Source organism: Lentzea aerocolonigenes (assembly GCF_000974445.1).
In the GTDB taxonomy this organism is placed as follows: domain Bacteria; phylum Actinomycetota; class Actinomycetes; order Mycobacteriales; family Pseudonocardiaceae; genus Lentzea; species Lentzea aerocolonigenes.
Genome location: NZ_BBOJ01000010.1, coordinates 197,153 through 217,374, shown reverse-complemented (window position 1 = coordinate 217,374; position 20,222 = coordinate 197,153). Strand labels below are relative to the sequence as shown.

The 20,222-nt window shown below is 64.0% G+C and carries 8 protein-coding genes; all 8 read left to right on the top strand.

Features of this window, described 5'->3' with window-relative positions:
• The 8 genes from AOM45_RS20585 to AOM45_RS20550 all read left to right on the top strand — a co-directional run bounded on the left by AOM45_RS20585 (nt 1) and on the right by AOM45_RS20550 (nt 20,197).
• A complete protein-coding gene (locus AOM45_RS20585; RefSeq protein ID WP_156093971.1) occupies nt 1-453 on the top strand; it encodes a hypothetical protein in 453 nt (150 codons plus the stop codon).
• 7 nt (nt 454-460) lie between these two features.
• Nucleotides 461-862, top strand: coding sequence for a YbaB/EbfC family nucleoid-associated protein (locus AOM45_RS20580; RefSeq protein WP_051783903.1), 402 nt, complete (start codon nt 461-463; stop codon nt 860-862).
• 102 nt (nt 863-964) lie between these two features.
• The gene (locus AOM45_RS20575) at nt 965-1,429 is read left to right on the top strand and encodes a hypothetical protein (RefSeq protein WP_059362625.1); all 465 of its coding nucleotides are present in this window, start codon (nt 965-967) and stop codon (nt 1,427-1,429) included.
• A gap of 339 nt (nt 1,430-1,768) precedes the next feature.
• On the top strand, nt 1,769-2,896 hold the full coding sequence (locus AOM45_RS20570) for a serine/threonine-protein kinase (RefSeq protein WP_201780030.1): 1,128 nt from the start codon (nt 1,769-1,771) through the stop codon (nt 2,894-2,896).
• Nucleotides 2,897-2,941: 45 nt separating this feature from the next.
• Entirely contained in the window at nt 2,942-5,941 is a 3,000-nt protein-coding gene (locus tag AOM45_RS20565; RefSeq protein ID WP_236703773.1) for a DEAD/DEAH box helicase, read from the top strand.
• Nucleotides 5,938-11,205 (top strand): hypothetical protein, encoded by a 5,268-nt coding sequence (locus AOM45_RS20560; RefSeq protein WP_030469144.1) that lies wholly within the window; start codon nt 5,938-5,940, stop codon nt 11,203-11,205. The genes AOM45_RS20565 and AOM45_RS20560 overlap by 4 nt, the downstream gene beginning before the upstream one ends.
• Nucleotides 11,202-17,912: a DEAD/DEAH box helicase gene (locus tag AOM45_RS20555; protein ID WP_030469145.1), complete on the top strand. Its 6,711-nt coding sequence runs from the start codon at nt 11,202-11,204 to the stop codon at nt 17,910-17,912. Before AOM45_RS20560 ends, AOM45_RS20555 begins: the two co-directional genes overlap by 4 nt.
• Nucleotides 17,909-20,197: a UvrD-helicase domain-containing protein gene (locus AOM45_RS20550; protein WP_030469146.1), complete on the top strand. Its 2,289-nt coding sequence runs from the start codon at nt 17,909-17,911 to the stop codon at nt 20,195-20,197. The genes AOM45_RS20555 and AOM45_RS20550 overlap by 4 nt, the downstream gene beginning before the upstream one ends.
• Nucleotides 20,198-20,222: the final 25 nt, after the last annotated feature.

Genomic DNA, 20,222 nt, shown 5'->3' with positions numbered 1-20,222 from the left:
GTGCCAAGGCGCATGATCGGTGTGGTGGGCGCGGTCTTCCTGCTGATCGGGCTGCTGACCGGATGCAATGTCTTCGTGCAGTACTACGAGGACGTGGACGAACTCGGCAAGGAGATCGTGGCGGACTGGAAAGAGCAGCCAGAGGTGGCCGACGCGAGTTACGAGTACGTGCACGGCATCGACTCCGGTCAGCAGCTGAACCTCAAGGTCATCGTCCGCGCGGAGTCGGCCTCGTACGAGGTCGCCGACAAGTTGAAGGACATCGCGAACCGCGACTACTGGCAGAGCACGGCGTACGACCGCGAGATATCGCCGCAGTTCGTCGCCTACTCTTCGGACAATCTGCCGGTAGAGGGGAAATGGGAGCTCGCCAGCCCGATCGGCAAGGGCGGACTCGGCGTGCCCGAGAAAGTCGGGTTGGAGAAGTACGGGCCGAGGCCGAGCAAGAGGTGAGTGGACGATGAATCCGGACGAATGGCTGGCCGACTTCGAGGCCAAGACCGCGGAACTGCAGCGCAACGCGGTCGCGTTCCGCCGCAACCTGGAGGCGGCGGGGCAGACCGTCACCTCCGAGGACAAGGCGTTGACCGTGACGGTGGCGCCGAACGGTGCCCTGCTCGACCTCAAGATCGCGCATAACCCGGACCTCGCCGCGAGGCTCATGGAGCTGGTGCGGAAGGCGAGGGAAGGAGCCGCGGCCAACGTGCTCGGCGAGTTCCGGAACGCGGTCGGTGGACAGGCAGGACAACTCGACACCGACGTGTCGGTGCCGGCGTTCGGTACTCCTGAACCGCGGAAGCCCATGCCTAGGCCGATCGAGGATGACGACTTCAGTGACAACTCGATCTACCGGCGACCGTAGTGGTCGCGTAGCGAGCGTCCCGGTACCACCGCACCGTATAGCGGTCACCCTCGGAACCAGAATCGATCGGGGCTTGATGCGGGCCTGTCCCGGGAGGCTGAAGTGAGCGCGGCAAGGCGGGTGGCCGGTGTGATGGGTTTGGTTGTGATGCTGGTCGGGCTGCTGTCCGGGTGCAATCTCTTTGTGCAGTACTACGAGGACGTGGACGAGCTCTGCAAGAAGATCGTGGCGGACTGGAAGGCGCAGGCAGAGGTAGTCGACGCGAGCTACGTCTACGTACATGGCATCGACTCGGGGCAGCAGATTGACTTTGAGGTCCTCGTCCGGGCGGAGTCGGACATGGGCGAGGTCCTCGTGAGGCTGGAGGACATTGGGAACCGCGACTACTGGCTGAGCACGGCGTACGACCGGGAGGACCACATGTCGTTCCAGTACGTCGTCTACTCCTCGGACAATCCGCCGGCAAAGGGTGAAGTGGGCCTGTCCAAGTCGATCGGCCACGGCGATATTGGCGTGTCGCCGAAGGTCGGGTTGGAGAAGTACGGGCCGAGGCCCACCACGAAGTGAGCGGACCTTGGCGTCGGATGGGTGGTTAGCCGACTTCGAGGCCAAGACCGCAGAACTTTCGTGCAAAAGGATCGCCTTTTGAACCTGGTTGGCGGACACGACGAGCACTTGGACTCGCGGCGTCTCGATTCTTGAGGTGCCACGGCGCAGGTGTAAGCGCATGTGAGCACTGCGAGAATTGATGTATTGCGATAGGCTTGGTGTCACACTTTTGGCCAGTTTTGCGCTTGCTTCCGTGCTGCTCCTTCGTGATTCAACCGAGTAGGGTGTGGCTCTCGCAGCGAGAGTGCATGCGGTAACGCTTGGTTACGAGAGGGCGACAGGTAGGCCATGAGTGATATGCCCGCGCTGATCGGCCGCTACGTAGTGGAGCGCGAGCTTGGCTCCGGAGGCATGGGCGAGGTGTACCTTGCCTACTCGCCCGCTGGCGATCCCGTCGCGGTGAAGCTGATCCGCAGCGATCGGCTGGATCCGGTCACCCGCGCGCGGTTCGAGAAGGAAGCCTTGATCGCCCGGACCGTCGTCGGGACGAACAGGGTTGCGAGGTTCCTCGACGCGGATCCCTACGCTGATCGTCCCTGGCTGGCGATGGAGTACGTGCCAGGGAGCACGCTGTTCGTCCACATCGAAGCGCATGGCCCGTTGCCGGCGCCGCTCGTCGCAAGTCTTGGTGCGCTACTGGCCGAAGGTTTGGCAGCTGTACATGCCACAGGGCTCTTGCACCGAGACCTCAAGCCACAGAACGTGATCATGGGCGACTACGGTCCGATCCTGATCGACTTCGGTCTCGGTGCATTCCTGGACGCGGCGAAGGACACGCTCTCACACAGCGGAATGATCATCGGCACAGTGCGCTGCATGCCACCGGAGCAGGCGATGGGGCGCCCGCAGGTCACGCCAGCCGCAGATGTGTATGGACTGGGAACCGTTCTGCTGTACGCGGCGACAGGGCACTACCCCTACGAAGGCGGTCGGTGGGAAGCCATCGTCGGACAGGTCGCCGACCCTCGCCAGCATCCTGATCTAGGCGGCCTCCCGGATGCTCTGCTTCCGCTGGTCTCATCGATGCTCGCGCACGATCCGACTGATCGTCCTTCTCTCGAGACGGTGACAGCCCAATGCGCGAAGCTGATGTCCGACAACGGTTTGTCGCCAGTGAGCGCCCGGCATGCATTGATCGACCGCACGGTTGGCAGTTCGTCAGCGATAGCGGTATCACCTCCACCGCCTTCTCTTCTGGACCGGCTCGAAGCACAGGCTGTCCCCCTCAGCGGCGAAATGGCGCTGGACAGCCCTCTTGACGGTCCTCCCGATGCGTCCGCGGAAGCCTCAGAGAACGAGGTGTCCAGTGAAGTTGACCAGGCCGCTGCACCCCCTCAGGCTGACATGCGCCGCGGACGGGTACCTGCTTCGCAGCGAGTGGCCGAGGAGCTGCGGAAACAGTACGCAACGCAACCTGGGTTGTAGTCAGTTCTGCAGGGTTGGACGAACGAGTTCATGAATGGAGTGCGCTTGACCGCGAACGTCGGGCGAGAAGACGGCCAGGACGTCGTCGCCCTTGAGGTCGAAATGGCGCAGGAGATGCCTGAGCATGCGGCGAGGTACGCGCCTGGCGCCCAGGTGCGGATTCGTGACGAGCAGTGGCTGGTGAAGAAGGTCAGCAACACTCGGCATGACGGTTGGATGCTCGAGGTAACCGGCGTCTCCCCGTTTGTCCGCGGAACTGACGCTGTCTTCTACGAGGAACTCGAGAAGCCCGCCGGCATCGAAGTGCTCGACCCTCGGAAGACCCGGCTGGTGGCTGACGACTCTCCGAACCATCGCCGTGCGCGTCTCTACCTTGAGGCGGCGATCCGCAAGACCGCCTTGCCTCAGACGGAGCACGGTCTTGCACTCGCCGACAGCTTCCTCATGGACAAGCAGACCCATCAGCTGCGTCCCGCCGAACTTGCGCTGTCGATGCAGAACCCGCAGCCGCGCATCCTCATCGCGGACGTGGTGGGCCTTGGGAAGACCTTGGAGATCGGACTTCTGCTAGCCGAGCTCATCCGTCGTGGCCGTGGTGAGCGGATCCTCGTGGTGACGCCGGCACACGTCCTGGAGCAGTTCCAGCGCGAGCTGTGGACCCGTTTCTCCATCCCGCTGGTGCGGCTCGACTCGACCGGCATCCAGCGGATCCAGCAGGACATTCCGGCGGGCCGTAACCCGTTTGCCTACTTCAAACGCGCCATCATCTCGGTCGACACGCTCAAGAGCGATGTCTACGCGCATCACCTCGGTAACACCGACTGGGACGCTGTCGTCATCGACGAGTCGCACAACCTGGTCAACCGCGGTACCCGCAACAACGCGCTCGCCCAACTGCTCGCCCGCCGTACTGATGCACTGATCCTCGCATCCGCAACACCGCACAACGGCAACGCCGAGTCTTTCGCCGAGCTGATCAAGCTGCTCGACGAGGCCGCGATCGCGGACCCGTCGAACTACGACGTGAAGAACCTCGAGCACCTCTACATCAGGAGGACGAAGACTTCACGGGAAGTGCGTGACTCTCTCAAGGGGGCGTGGGCTGACAGGGGACCGTCCTTGCCAGTGGAAGCCAAGGCGACGGGCAAGGAAGAAGCGATCTTCGAGGAACTCGCTTCCCGGTGGATCCCGCGCGATCGTGCAGCAGGCGCGGTCAGCGATCACCAGCTGTTCCCGTACACGCTGTTCAAGGCGTTCCTCTCCTCCCACAAGGCATTGCGGGAAACCATTGGGACGCGACTGCGCACATTGGACAACGCCAAGGCTCCGAGCGAGATCGAGCGGTCGGCGCTGCTGGACCTCGACCGGCTCGCCTCTCGAATCGAGGACGCCGACTCCGCGAAGCTGACGAAGCTCGTCGAGGTGCTCAACGAACTGGGAGTCGGTCCCAAATCGACTACCCGCGTCGTGATCTTCTCCGAGCGCATCGCGACGTTGAAATGGCTCGCTGAGGTCGTGCCCGCACAGTTGGGATTCCCCGCGGGCAAGAGCGATGACAAGAACAAGCCGTGGCTGTCCTACGGCGGCGTCGTGCAGGTGATCCACAGCGAGGCCACCGGCGAGGACGAGCAGAAGAAGATCGTGGAGAAGTTCGGCCTGCGGGACGATCCGGTGCGGATCCTGGTCACCAACGACGTCGCCTCTGAAGGCGTCAACCTGCATCAGCAATGCAACCAGCTCATTCACTACGACCTGCCTTGGTCGTTGATCCGGATCGAGCAGCGCAACGGTCGCATCGACCGCTACGGGCAGGAACGTTCCCCCGAGTTCCGTGCTCTTGTCCTCACCAGCGACGTGCAGTGGCGTGTGGATGAGGAGACTGGCGAGGTCCTCTCGCTCGATGACCGGCTGGTCGGTGCCAAGCTCCTTCGGCGGGAGGAGGAGGCGCACAAGATCGAGGGATCGGCCGAGGCCGTCACAGGCTTGTACCGGGCTAAGGAGGAGGACGACCGCCTGACGAAGGACCTGATCGCGGGCCGCACCGTCGAGACTTCCATCAAAAAGTCGCGGCAGGGTAGCGCAGGTTTCCTCGCGGCCATGCTGGGGAACGTGGGCGCGGACCCCGAGCACGCAGAGGTCGCGATCGCAACAGTCCCCTCAGTGTTCGAGTCCACGGCCGCGTACTTCGACGAAGCGCTGCGCCAGATCTGCCCGACCCGTCCGGAGGACGATCTCTCGTTGCGTCGTGACGAGGATGGCACCATCGCCTTCGAACCACCGGCCGATCTGCAGTACCGGTTCAAGGCGCTGCCCAAGTCCTATCTGGATGAGCAGGGCATTCTGCCGACCTCGACAAGGCCTGGCCGGTTGCTCATGACGTTCTCCAAGCAGCTGGCCGAAAAGCGGCTCAAAGCCGCACGCGACTCGTCGAAAACCCTGTGGCCCAACGTCAGCTACGTGTCGGACGTCCACCCGGTGCTGGACTGGGTGACGGACAAAGCTCTCGCTTCGATCCGCTATGACGAGGCGTTCGTCCTGGCCTACCTGCCCCACGAGCGCCTCACCGGCCCGGTGTTCCTCGTTCAGGGAATCTACTCCAACGCCCTCGGCAGGCCAGCCGTCGTGGAGTGGATGGCGGTTCTCGGCCTGCCTGACACGCCCAGGGTGGTGCCCATGGATGCCGAATTCCTGAAGCTCTGCGGAGTGGGACCACGGATGCCTGGGCGCGCGACACTGCAGGACAGGGAAGGACTGCAACACCTTGTCCCGCAAGCAATCGATGAGGCCGAGCGGTACCTCGTGCAGCGGCAGAACGAGTACGCGCAGCGCATCGACCGGGTTCTCGAGCCTTACAGCAGGCGCGTGCAGGAGTGGCGGGAGCAGGCGGTGCTTTTTGCAGCGGGTAAGACCGGAGAACAAGGCGTGAATCTCGCCGCCAGTCGCCGCGAGGGTCTCATCGCGTCGTTGAAGACCTCCGGGGCGCCGATGCTGCGCTTGCTCGCCGTCCTCGAGCCGCTGTCCGACGTGGAAGGCACCGCCCGATGAGCACCGACTTCGACTCCTTCACCAACCGGGGCGAGTACTTCTCGGCGCACTACTTCGCCGATCAGCTCGGCGTGGATCTCAAGAAAGGGCTCCTCGCCACCTGGTCGCTGCGTGAGACCGACGAGCACGACAAGCGCAGGACGCCGCGGCAGAAGCTGCGTGATCTCCGCGCCGACTACCTGTCCGAGCGAGTCCGAACCTTCTTCGCCGAAAGTGCGGAGCAGGACGCAGCGGACGACGACGAGGTCTCCGCTCGGCTGCGCACCCACAACAATCCGGAGTGGGTCAAACGGCTGGGAGCCTGGCACCAGAGGGTTCTCGATGCCCTCGGCTTCGCGGAAGGCCCCACACAGCTCAAGGTCCACCGGGCCGGACGCGAACACGTCGTCGAGGCCGCCTGGCACGGCGATGGGATCGTTGCGATCGAATGCGGCTGGGCAGCGGTCAACGACTCCGCTCTCGACGCAGACGGCCCTGGACGGCTGCTGCATCCGTTGCGGGTGGGCGCCAGCGAGGTGTACGAGACGGGGCCGACCCTTGCGACCTGGTTGTTCCAGAGTGAGCTGAACGAGGCTGGCGGCGCGCCGCCCCGCTTCGTGATCCTGCTGTGCGGCGGGGTCATCGTGCTCGCCGACCGACAGGCATGGGCCGAGGGACGTTTCCTCGCCGTGAATCTGGATGCGGCGCTGGAACGCAACGATCGCAAGCAACTCGGCGAACTGGCCACCATCGCCGCCCTCTTCAGCCACGAGATGCTGGTTCCTGGGGAGGACGGCAAGGGACCACAGATCGACGCGCTCCTTAAAGCATCGACCGACAACGCGGTCGGAGTTTCCGGGGAGCTCCGTGAAGGTCTCCAACGTTCGGTCGAGATCATTGCCAACGAGGTGCTGGCACGGTTGGACGCGGCCGGCGTAGAACCCCGGCAAGTCGAGGACATCAGGATCCCGTTCGCCAAGGAACTCACCCGCGAGTCGCTCCGCTACCTCTATCGAATCCTGTTCTTGCTCTACGCCGAAGCTCGGCCTGAGCTGGGCATCCTTCCTGCGGATGACGGCTCCTACGAGGCCGGCTACTCGGTCGCCCGCCTGCGTGAGCTGGTCGAACGCGACGAGCAGCTCATCGAGGAGGAAGCCCGGAACGGGTTTCACCTCTTCGAGTCGCTGCACGTCCTCTTCCACAAGGTCAACAACGGGCACCGTCCGTATGGCACCGAGTCCGACGACGACCTGCCCGGCGACGACGAGGCGACCCGGAAGTCGAAGGCTGCACGTCGAAGCGAAGACCGCGGCCTTCGGTTCGAGCCGCTGCGCAGTGAACTGTTCGAGCCGAAGGCGATCCGGCTGATCGGCCGCAGCGTCGTCGATCCTCGTGAGGCTGAGGACAGCGGTGCCGTTCTGGATCTGCGGCTGCGCAATTCCGCGCTGCACGAGGTGCTGCGGCTGCTGACGATGAAGAAGGCCACCCGGCGTGGTGACCGCGGTGGCTTCATCTCGTACCGCAATTTGGGCATCAACCAGCTCGGCGCCGTCTACGAGGGCCTGATGTCCTACACCGGGATCATCGCCGAGGAAGAGCTGTGCGAGGTCGCCAAGGGAGGTGACCCGGACAAGGGGTCATGGCTCATCCCCGTACACCGGCAGACGGACTATCCGGCGAACACGCTCGTCGAGTACAACGAGCACGACAACCGCAAGGGGCTGCGCGGGCCGAAGCGTTATCCAGCAGGCAGCTTCGTCTACCGGCTCGCCGGGCGAGACCGCGAGACTTCTGCCTCGTACTACACGCCGGAGTCGCTCACCAAGGTCACGGTCGAGCTCGCGCTGAAACACCGACTCGACCAGGAGCGAGACGCCGACGGGAACACGATCAAGACGCGGGCCGCGGAGCTGTTGACGTACAAGATCTGCGAGCCCGCACTCGGATCCGGGGCCTTCCTCAACGAGGCGATCAACCAGGTCGCCGACGAATATTTGCGGCGGCGTCAGGACGAGCTCGGCGTCTCGATTCCGACTGCGGATGCGTTGACGGAGAAGCAGAAGGCCAAGGCGTACATCGCGTTGCACAACGCGTACGGCGTGGACCTGAACGCGACCGGCGTCGAACTAGCCGAAGTGTCGTTGTGGCTCAACACGATGCATCCCGGCATGCGGGCACCCTGGTTCGGCTTGCACCTTCGTCGTGGCAACTCGCTCATCGGTGCACGACGCGCGGTCTATTCGGGGGAGGACGTCGCCTCAGCGGAGAAGGCGTGGCTAAAGGCCAAGAGCGGGTTGGCGCCGACTCCGTTGCCGTTCTTGAAGGATGGCGTCGAACAGCTGCTGCCGCAGGACGCGGTGCACCAGTTCCTGCTGCCGAGTCCTGGCTGGGCGGCGGTCGCCGGGGCCACCGAGGCTAAGGAACTCGCCGCCAGTGAGGCGTCCAAACTCGCCGCGTGGAAGAAGGGGATCCTCCAGCGGCCGAAGCGCAGCACGGCGCACCTGAACACGAAGACCGGTGCACCCAAGATCAAGGACGGCAAGCCCCAGCCCGAGGCGCGATCCCAGTTCACCAGGCTCCGCGACGCCGCGAGGCGGGTGGAGTTCCTGTGGGCGCTCGTCGTTAAGCGAATGGAGATCTCCGAGCAGGCGATCGCGCGTCGGATTGACGTCTGGGGCGCCGATCCCGTCGATCCCGAGTACGGCTTCCTGCGTCGGCCAGAGCACGCTGTGTCCAAGGAGCAGGTCTTCGAGGACCTCTTCAACGCCGTGGACACGCCCTACTGGCGGCTGAAGACCGTCATGGACGCTTGGTGTGCGCTCTGGTTCTGGCCGGTTGACAGGGCTGCGTTGCTTGACGGGACGGATCGGGCGTACGAGGAAACGGCCGCGGCGGACTCCGTGGCAGTCAGTGCGCTGCTTGGTGAATCGCCAGCGGCGGCGGCAACATGGCCTCGGGTCGAGGAGCGCTTCGCGTTGTTCGCCCTGGAGCCTGAGCAGACCTCGCTCGCTGACCTGGAACCGAGGCCTGATGACGAACTGATCATCGAGACCGCGACGATCAGGCAGAAGTCGTTGCCGAAGGCCAAGCCGAAGGCCGTGCCTCTGCGGGATTCCATTCCGTTGAAGGATCTCGACGACTGGCTGGACTTCCTGGAAGCGATGATCGGCACCGGGGACGTGTCCGAAGACGAGATCATCAGTCAGTTCAACAACCTGGACGAGCTGAAGGACTTCGAGGCGGTCCTGCCGGCATACATGGGGATGGATCCGGCGAATCCCGAGCAACGGTTCCCGTGGCTGCACACAGTGCGGGACATTGCGACGCAGCAAGGCTTCCTACACTGGGAACTGGAGTTCGCACTCGTCTTCGCGCAGGGCGGTGGCTTCGACCTCCAGGTAGGCAACCCACCGTGGGTGCAGCCGAAGTGGGATGCGGCATCTGAGTTGGCGGAATTCGATCCTTGGTTTGCTATCGTCGGGGGCACCTCGCATCCGCTTGCGTCCGATCGGCGCGCTGCCGTACTGGCGGATAGCGAGTGCCGTGCGATCCTTCAAATTCGAGTGAGTAACTCGGCGGGAATTTCAAGATTCGTGGGATCCGAAGTAAACTATCCTGAACTTGGTACCGATCAACCTGATCTTTACCTTAATTTCATGTGTAAGGTGTGGGAGAATTCGTGCTCTATAGGGACTTCGGGAATGGTGCACTCTGAAGCGCATCTCTCGACCGGAGGACTTGAGAGGATTCGCTCTTCCGCTCTGTCGCGCCTGCGGGTTCACTGCAACTTCGTAAATGGTGGACACTGGGCTTTTCCTGAGCCGGTTGGTCACACGACTCAGTTTGGTGTGCATATTTACGGGTCGATGCAGGAGGTGTCCTTTCTTCATCTGAGCAACCTCTATCACTCGTCGGTTGTGGGACGTTCGTTGACGCATGATGGTTCTGGGGATATTCCTGGAATTAAGTTGGCGCGAGACTTTGACCTCCGTCCTCATCGTCGGCGGGTGATTCATGTAACGCCTGAACTGCTGCTTGAGTGGCAGCAGATTTCAGGGCAAGTAGGCGAGCCGGCCGGGAATACTGTCCTGTTCAACCCAGTTACGGACCTGGAAACGGCCGCAATGGACGCGCTTCGCGCCTATCCGCACCGCCTCGGTGTCGTCGAGCGAGTCAGCTCTGGTTTCAATGAGAGCACATCGCAACGGCGGCGATTGATTGAAAAGGTCCATACGGAGCCTTCAGTGTGGGATGATGTGATTCTCAGTGGGCCTCACATCTCAGTCTCGAATCCAATTACGAAACAAAGTCCAAATCTCGCCAGCCACGGCAGGCCTGTAGATTTGTCTGCGATTTCCGGGGAATTCGTTCCAGCGACGGCATTTAAGCGAGTCGTCGAACGGTCTCGGTACGTCGCGGCGATGAAATCCTGGGACGGTAGGCCGTACGTAGATTTTCCGCGTGTCGCCTGGCGGAAAATGATGACATTCGATATGGAGCGCTGCTTTAATGTGGCGTTTCTGCCACCGGGGCCAGCTCACGTAGACGGAATATATTCGATGTCGCGCGGTGGCGTAGCTTTCGATCTTGCGATTGTCGGGTTCTGGAGTTCTATTCCCATCGAGTACTTGATTCGTTTGATGGGCAAGAAGAATCTTCATGACAGGGACGCCCGGAAGATACCTATTCCCGCGGTTGGGCATCCGCTCTATTTCGCAATTACGCTTCGAGCGGCTCGACTCAATTGCCTGAGTGAAGCTTATGCGCCTGCGTGGAATGCTGCATTTGATCCCTCGTGGATCGATGATTCTTGGGTGATCTCCAGTCGGCCGGCCGAAAATATCGGAGTAGCGGCGCGTGAGTGGAACCTCTGCACTCCCTTGAGGTCTGAGCACGCCCGGCGTGCGGCGCTAGTCGAGCTAGATGCTCTTGTTGCAGTTTGTCTCGGAATTTCTGCGGAAGTTTTGTGCACGATTTTTCGGGGCCGCTTTCCTTTGCTGTATGAGCGAGAGAGTGAAATGTGGTTTGATGCCACGGGCAGGAGAATCGCGAGAGACAGCCGAGTCTTCGGGCAAGGTCAAAAGAGTGAAGACTATAAGCGGCTCCAGGAGCATCTTGCCGCCGTGGATAGCGTACCTCCACCAGATGGCTATCTCCCTGACTTTTATCAGGCTGATCGCGAAACCGAGATGCGCGAAGCGCACGCTGTGTTCCAGGCTCGTCTCGACGCCGCCGTCGCGCGCGGTGAGTGGGACCCGGTGAAGCAGGAGGTGCCGCAGTCGTGAGGCCGACGCTGGAAGCACGTGGGCTCAAGGAGAGTCTGCTGCAGTACCTGTCGACCACCTACGCCCTCACCGATGAAGGCGCACGCGAGTCCCTGCATCGGTTCCTCGGGGACGAGACCTCCGGCATGTTCCGTGGTCCGTTCCTGCGCATCCGCACACCCTTCACCACCGCGGATCCGAGCTGGCGCGAGCTGCTGGACTGGAAGCGTGAGGACGGCTGGACGCCGTACGCCCACCAGGCCGAGGCCTTCGCCCGGCTCAGCTCATCGGGCGGCCGAGCTCCGCAACCGACCGTCATCACCACGGGCACGGGTTCGGGTAAGACCGAGGCGTTCCTGTACCCGATTCTCGATCACTGCGTGCGGGAGAAGGCCGTCGGCCGCGATGGGATCAAAGCGGTCTTCCTGTACCCGATGAACGCCCTCGCGACAGACCAGGCGCAACGTCTCAACAGACTGCTCGTCGAGCACAAGGCGTTGAGCAGGCTGCACGCAGGTCTGTACATCGGTGACCGGGCGGCAACCAAGTACGAGAAGGTCCACACCCGGCGCTCGGACATGTGGCTCTCGCCGCCTGACATTCTCATCACCAACTACAAGATGCTCGACCTGTTGCTGCAACGGTTCCCAGACGCCCCACTGTGGACCGACGCGGACATCCGCTACGTCGTCGTGGACGAGTTCCACACCTACGACGGCGCACAGGGAACTGACGTGGCGATCCTGCTGCGTCGCCTGGCTGCCGCGGTTGGTGCGCCCGAGCCTGCCCGGCCACTCGGCCGGATCTGCCCGGTGGCCACGTCCGCGACGTTGGGCTCCGGTGCAGGTGCTGACGCGAGCGCGCTGCTCGACGTCGCTACACAGGTCTTCGGCACAGAGTTCACCGCAGACGCGGTCATCGGCGAGAACCGGCAGTCGGTGGACGAGTTCATCCCTGTCCACGACTTCGATCCGGTCCTCCCGTTCCCGTTGCCCGAGCAGCTTGCCGCGTTGCCCGATCCGGCCACAGGCGAGGATGCGTTGGCGGATCTGATCGAGGCGGTTACCGGCACCCGTGACCTTGATCCGTTCGTGCTTGGCGCGAACCTGAAGAAGCACATGCTCACCTCAGCCGTCATGCGCTCGTTGGACGGCGAGGTGCGGACGGGCGCCGAGATTCTGGACATGATGTGGCGTACTGGCGCACAGTCGTGGGTGCAGGCGATCACCCGGCAGCCAGAGGTGGCGGCCGGTGCTCTCGCCCGGTTCATAGCCCTGCTCTCCATCGCGCGTGACCCCGAATCCACTCCGGAACGGCCGCGTCCGTTCGCGCATGTCGAGGTACATCAGTGGGCTCGTTCGGTGTCCCGGCTCGTGCGTGGTGTGGTGCCGTGGCCGAAGGCGGAGTTCCGGTGGGACACAGCCGGAACTAACGATGCGCACGGCGCGAACCATGGCCGTACGGCTCCGGTGACGGTGGCGACGTCCGGCCAGTCCGCGAACCTGTTCCTGCCTGCGGTCTATTGCCGCGACTGCGGGCGTTCGGGCTGGGCGGTGTTCTCCCCGGAGAGCGACGACCAGGACGTGGAGTTCGACACTCACAAGATCCGACGGGCCTCCACCAGTCAGGACAAGATCAGGGTTCGCAACCTGATCGCGGCGACCGATCGTGAGGCGCGTGAAGGCTCCGGCGCCGCACCGATGGCAGTCTCGGCTCGTTCCAGCAGGGACAAAGGCACACTTGCCCACGGCACGGGTGGGATTCTGCTGGTGCTGGATGGGCCTGAGCGCCGGCTGAGGGTGCCCGATCCGCAGAAGGACTACGACCAGTCGACTGGTGAACCGCGTCTGACGGCGCGCGATTCGGCGTTTGTTCTGGTCAACATCGGCGATACGGCGAACACCGCGGCCGGCGAGGACTGGTGCCCGGCGTGCGGCGAGCGCAATGCGATCCGGTACTTGGGTACTGGTGCCGCCGCACTCGCGGCGGCATCGGTGACCCAGCTCTTCACCGGGGGAGAGCTCGACGAGGCGCTGGCCGAGGACAAGACGCTGATGTTCAACGACTCGGTGCAGGATGCTGCGCACCGGGCAGGGTTCGTTGCCAGCCGTTCGTACACGTTCTCACTGCGCGCGCTGCTGAAGAAGCATCTCTCCGAGGATCGGCCGACTGCACTGAACGATCTGATCGCCGACGTTGTCGCAGCGACCACCGATCCGAAGACCTTGAGCGCGGTCGTGCCGACGGACCTGCACGATCACAAGGGAGTGAACCGGCTGCTCTCCGGTCAGGGGCGCGGTGGGGATCTGAAGACCTGGCGGCTGATCGGCGAGCGGCTTGCCTTCGAAGCGTTGATGGAGTTCGGTTTCCGGTCGCGCAATGGCCGGACCCTGGAGCTGACGCGCACCGCGGCCGCACAGGTTCGCGTCCCCGACACGGCTGCGGCCGTGGAGCTCGTCAAGACTGTCCACCTCGGGCTCGAACGAGGTGGCGTGGTACCCGAAGCTCAGGAGGACTCGAGATATCTGGCGTTTCTGCGCATCTTCCTGGAGCGGCTGCGGACTCGTGGTGCGATCAAACACCACTGGTTGAAGGGATATCTGAGGGAGGCAGGCACCAGCCGATACCACGTCTGGGGTGGTCGGCCCCCAGGTATGCGGGCGTTCCCGAAGGGGATCGGCGCCCCGGTGTTCCTGCTGGCGCAGCCCAAAGCTGGCAGCGAGTTCGACTTCGCCACAGGCCGGTTGTCCTGGTATGAGCGTTGGGCGCAGCGGTGTCTGGAACTGCCGCGTGAACAGGTCCCGGAGTTCTGGAGCCGACTGCTGCCCGAGCTTGCCGGTGCCGGCTTGTTGTCGGTCGGCACGCCCAACGACAGCTCCGCGCGGATTTACGGGCTTCAGCCGGGCAACATCGACATCCGGTTGTTGACCGACGACGAAGTGAATACCGCGTTTGTTCGTTGCCCGGTGTGTTTCTGGGAGCAGACGGTGCACCCGACACTGCTGGAGCAGTGGCACGGCCAGCCTTGCCCTTCCTACCGTTGCCGCACCGGTCGGCTTGTCGCCGGAGACCGGCCGGAGGAGCTGGGGGTACACCAGCGGGATCGCGACTACCGCGCCGACTACTACCGGCGCTTGTACCGGCGTGCGGGCACGTACCAGGTGATCACCGCCGAGCACACCGGCATGCTCAGCCGTCCTGAGCGCGAGCGGGTTGAGGCAGCGTTCAAGCATGGCACCGGGTTCAAGGATCCCAACGTGCTGTCGTGCACGCCCACGCTGGAGATGGGTATCGACATCGGTGACCTGTCGGCCGTTGTGCTGGCAGCGTTGCCGCGCCGCCCTGCCAACTACGCACAGCAGGTCGGCCGCGCTGGACGCCGCACCGGCAACGCTTTCCTGCTCACCATTCCCGACCGCAGTCGCCGGGACCTGTACTTCCTGGACCAGCCGAGGGAGATGATCGCCGGCCAGATCGTGCCACCCGGATGTCACCTCTCCGCGGTCGAAATCCTGCGCCGCCAGTACCTTGCGCACCTGCTGGATCTCGCGGCTCGAGACCGGCTGCTCCGGAGCGACGGCGTTCCGTTGCGTGCTTTGCCATTGCAGGCCCCCGCGTTGTTCGGTCCGTCGGGGTATCTCGTTGATCTGGTCGAGGTTGCCATCGCTCAGGGCGAGCAACTTGTCGAGGGGTTTCTGGCGCTCTTCCCTACCGGGGTCAACGACGAGGCAAAGGCTGACTTGCGTGCCTATGCGACACGTGGTCTGCGAAGCGCGGCCGAGGAGGCTGAACGTGAGTGGCGGCGCAGCGAGGACATTCTGCGCTCCCGTCTGAAGATGATCGACGAAGCGCACGCGGAGCTGCACGAGTCCGATCCTGACCAGGCCGGCCAGAGGGCCGAGCTCGACGCCGAACGACGGGCGGTCGGCAAACGCCTGCTCCAGCACGGCATGACGCCCGCGCAGAATGCCATGTGCGACCTCGGGCTGCTGCCGAACTATGCCCTGATCGACACCGCCACCACGTTGAACGCCACGCTGTACTGGTCTGAGGGCGTGGATCCGGTCACGGGGAAGGATCGGTTCACGTCCAAGCTCTCTTCATACGACCGGCCTAGGCGGTACGCGCTGTCGGAGCTCGCGCCCGGCAACACCTTCTACGTCAACGGGTACAAACACGAGATCACCGGTATGGAGATCGGCACCACGGCGCACCGCCAGTGGCAGCAGTGGAGGTTCTGCCAGGACTGCGGTTTCGTGCGCACCGAGAACGCGGTCGAGGACCGATCGCCGTGCCCGCGTTGCCGCAGTCCCCGCATCGCCGATGACGGCTCATGTCTCCATCAGGTGGTGGAGCCTGCTGTCGTCACCTCCCGCGGCAAGCGTGAGGATGCGCGGATCGGTGACGATAAGGATGACCGTGATCGGCGGTTCTACACCGTCATCGACGCGGTGGACATCCCAACCGAAGCGATCGAGCCGGACACCTCGTGGCGCCATGCAACACAGACCTTCGGTGTTGATTTCTGCCGGAACGCGATGGTCCGGCGCGTCAACGTAGGCCTCGCGCGCTTCGACCGGAGCCAGGAGGACGATCTCGCCGGGCAGTCCATCCGGTTGAGCCCGTTCCACGTCTGCACTGGTTGCGGCGCGGCGACGGCCGACGGCAAACCGGTTTTCGACCACGACACGGATGCGCTGAACTCGTCCGCGGCGCGCAACCCCAAGGTCAAGCACCACCAGCCCTGGTGCCCGTTGCGGCGGGGAAAGCGCGCGGCCACGGTGCCTCAGGTGCCGGTGTTGCTCGCGCACCAGCTGCGGACCGAGGCGCTGCGGGTACTGCTGCCCGCGGCGACCGTGCTCATCGAGGAGAAGGTCCACTCGTTCCGCGCGGCGCTGCGGCTGGGCGTGGACAAGCACTTCGGTGGTGATCCACAACATCTGGACACCACCGTGGCGTCCATGCCAGACCCAGCGACCGGAGAACGGCGCCACTTCCTCGTTCTCTTCGACCGGCTACCCGGCGGTACGGGCTATCTGCACAGGCTCACCGATCCGGTCGCGTTCAGGGCCACGCTGGCCGATGCGCGGCGGACGCTGCTCGACTGCCCGTGCAAGGACGAAGGCCGGCTTGCCTGTCACCGTTGCCTGCACCGGTACACCGACGAGCGCTATCAGGACATCGTCTCCCGCCGCGAGGCCCTGGAGATTCTCAGCGACCTGCTGGGCACCGTGGACAACCACGGCGAGACACTCGTCGATGCGTGGGCAGTCGAAAAGCTCCCGCACACCGGGCAGATCGGCCTGGACAGGCAGGTGGAGTCCGACCTCGAGGCTCGTTTCCTGGCCGCGTTGCGAGGGTGGGTCACCACCGACGAGAAGGCCACGCTGGACGAGGACGGCCGGGCCAGCGGCTACCTCCGGTTCGCCGACACGAACGGGGTCATCAACTGGCGATTGACCACCCAGCAGGACTTGGACTATACGCGTACGGACTTCACATTTGAACGGGTCGACGGTCCGAAGCAGAGCGTGACCGTCTACCTGGACGGCTATCGCTACCACGCAACCCGCAAGTACAACCGGCTCGCGGACGATTGCGACAAACGCAACCAGCTCCGCGCCGATGGGCGAGTGGTCTTCCAGATCACCTGGGACGACCTCGACCTGTTCGAAAACCGGAACAATCGTGCCGAACCGGTGTGGCCCCCGTACCAGGGGCTCGCCCAGGAACGGGCCAAGGACGTCTACGAAGGACTGGGCGAACACCGCGCCCACCTGGCCGACGCCGTATTCGTCGACCCGATCCGCTCCCTGCTCGCGTATCTGCGGCGCCCCGACGCCGGACTGTGGGCACGTCGCGCCAAGGCTTTGGTAGCAGGACTGACGACCTCAGCGGTCCCGATCGCTCAAGGGGTCGATCGGGAGGGCGCAATGGCGGCACTGCGGGCTGAGCTTGCCTCGCACGAGGTCGGACCGGCTGGGAACGACGGTCCGGTTCACGTGTTGCGTGGCACTGACCTGCGTGGGCTGCCCATCGTCCTGGCCGTCGACTTCAGCGACGAGGCTTCTGCCGACACGGTGCGCTGGAGCGCCATCACGATCGTCGACGACAGCGACGAAATGCTGGAGACCGACGAGCACAAGCTCCGCTGGCGTTCCTGGCTCTACTGGTCGAACCTGCTGCAGTTCCTCTCCCGTACGGGTGGAGACGGGGTGCAGCTGGCCTCCAGCAGGGCTGCCGCTTTCCCCGTCGAGATCCTCACCGTCTGCGGTGGCATAGGCGAGCTGGATTCCCTCGTCGAGCTCAAGAGGCCGCAGAAGGTCGCGGAACCGGACGACTCGCTGTCAGCTGCCGAGCGGGACATCGCGCAGCTGCTGCGAGATGCGTCCTGGGACGAAGAGATCCTGCCGATCCTCGAAGAGGACGAACCGGAGTCGGCGCTCACCAGGCTTGCCAGACTGCTTGCCACACACGGCAAGCGAGCACCCATCTTCGGACACGAGCTCGGCGAGGCGCGCTGGCAGGCGGACTTCGCCTGGGCGGAGTCCCGTGTCCGCGTCGCCGTCGTCGCCAAGTCCGACGACGATCACGACGAGGAGGCGAGGAATCGCGATCACGCGTACGCGCTGGCAGGCTGGACGGCACGCACCGCGGACGACTGGCTTGACCACCTCGACTCGCTTCTCGAACTGCTCCCCGACGCGGAAGGTAGCGCCGCCCGATGACCGCCCGGCTCAGCCTGTACCAGAAGGCCGAACAGGAGCTGTACAAGCTCGACCGCTCGGTGAAGGCGAAGTTCTACGACTTCTGCCATCTCTTCCGCGACAACCCTGATCATCCTGGACTCGATCTCAAGCCACTCAAGGGCGATCGCCGGGTCTTCCGAGCCAAGATCGACCAGTCCTACCGGGCGCTGCTTGCCAAGACAGGCATCGACGACAGGGGACAGGAGAACTGGCTCGTCATCGCCGTGCGGCACCGCAAGCACGTGTACGAGGAGCTTTCCGTCGCGGTCAACCGGATCACCGGCGAGATCGAGTTCGTGGATCTTTCCGTGGTCGGCGAAAGTGTGTTGCAGCGCGCCGGTGTCACGCTCACGCCCTCCGAACCGGAACCCGAGACTCCTCACACCACGCCGAGCAAGCCGAGCCGATCCGTTGCTCAGCTCCTCGTTGGCATCACGGCCGAGGACCTCCGCGGCCTCGGTGTCACCGAGCAACTGATCGATCTTGCCCTCGCGGTTACCGACAGTGGTGAGCTCGACCAGCTGGTCTCCGGTGCGCCACTGCTGTCCAAGGACGTCCTCTACGGGCTTGCTGCCGGTATGAGCATGGACGAGGTTCGCCGGGAGATCACCTCCCAGGTCGAGGTCGAACTCGGCAACGACTACGCCGAGAACCTGGGCGCGGCCCTTGCTCGCACCACGGTCACCACCGTCGACGAGGACCTCAAGGCCGCGATCGAGGAGGGCGACTTCCGCACCTGGAAGGTCTTCCTGCACCCAAGCCAGGCCAAGCTCGTCGCTCGCCACTACAACGGACCGGCACGAGTCTCCGGCGGACCGGGCACCGGCAAGACCATCGTCGCCCTGCATCGAGTGAAGCATCTCGCTGAACAGCTACCGCCAGGCCCTGGCAAGCCGATCCTGCTGACCACGTTCACGAAGAATCTCACCACGGACCTGCGTGCACGCCTCGCCTCGCTGCTGGAACCCGAGTTGTTGGCCCGCGTCGAAATCACCCACATCGACCAGCTCGCCGCGCGAGTTCTCAGCGAGAACGCGGGCGTCGGTGCCGGCAAGCAACGTGTCTACGACACCGTGGCGCTCGGTGTCCTCCGCCAGGTGCTCGCCGAGGTCGACGACCAACGCTGGGACGCCGAGTTCCTGCTGGAGGAATGGGACCAGGTCGTTCTCGGTCAGTCCCTTAACACCCGCAAGGCGTACTTCGACGCCCGTCGCGCGGGCCGTGGCCGGTCGCTGACCCGCCCCGAACGCAACCAGATCTGGAAGCTGCTGGAGCAGTTCACCGCACGCCTGGACAAGGAAGGTATCGAAACCTGGGGCCAGGCCGCTGAGCGGGCGGCTCGCTTCGAGATGGAGCGGGCCGCGAAAATTGAGGCACGGCAAGGCAAGGAGTCTGCCGACGGTCCTGACCAGACGGAGCCCGACGACAGTTCCGGCATGCGCTATCTCAGCCACCGCTACCGGCATGTGGTCGTCGACGAGGCCCAGGATCTCCGCGCCGCCCACTGGACGATGTTGCGTGCCATGGTGCCGAAGAGCTCCAACGACATGTTCATCGCCGGTGACACCCACCAGCGCATCTACGACCACCAGGTCACCCTCGGCACGGTAGGTATCAACATCCGCGGCCGTTCGTCACGACTGACCCTCAGCTACCGCACCACACGGGAGATCCTCGCCCGCGCCATTGGCGTCGTCGACCCCCAGAAGGTCTCCTATGACAACCTCGACGACGGTGTCGACACCCTCGATGGCTACCGCTCGGTGCTACATGGTCCGGCACCCGAACTCGTGGCCTGCGAATCTTGGGAGGATGAACTGCGCCAGCTCGCCGCGGCCTTGACGAGTTGGCGCACAGAGATCTCCACTGGAGACAACGGAGTTCGGCGCGATCCCCGCGGCAACGTGGCTGTCTGTGTCGCGGACAGGGACATGGTCAGCCAAGTCATGCACTACCTCACGACACAAGCCGAGATCAGTTGCGCCGAACTCACCAAGGACGGGCCAAAGGGCGAAGGTGAAGTCCACGTCGGCACGATGCACCGGTTCAAGGGACTCGAGTACCAGAAGCTGGCGATTGTCGGCGTCCGTGACGGCGTGATCCCTCGTACCGGCCTGATCGAGCGTTACCGGAAGGAAGATCAACAGCGCTTCGCCCGAGAAGAGCGCAAAGCACGCTCGCTGCTCTTCGTCGCTGCGACCCGCGCCCGCGACACTCTGCGGATCAGCTGGCACGGCAAGCCCAGTCCGTACCTACCGGTGTAGACCGCCGCACAGGCAAGTGGATCAT

Excerpts from the sequence above, each read along its gene's own strand:
- AOM45_RS20560 (WP_030469144.1), top strand. The coding sequence starts at position 5,938 with ATGAGCACCGACTTCGACTCCTTCACCAACCGGGGCGAGTACTTCTCG.
- AOM45_RS20550 (WP_030469146.1), top strand. The coding sequence starts at position 17,909 with ATGACCGCCCGGCTCAGCCTGTACCAGAAGGCCGAACAGGAGCTGTAC.
- AOM45_RS20570 (WP_201780030.1), top strand. The coding sequence starts at position 1,769 with ATGCCCGCGCTGATCGGCCGCTACGTAGTGGAGCGCGAGCTTGGCTCC.
- AOM45_RS20580 (WP_051783903.1), top strand. The coding sequence starts at position 461 with ATGAATCCGGACGAATGGCTGGCCGACTTCGAGGCCAAGACCGCGGAA.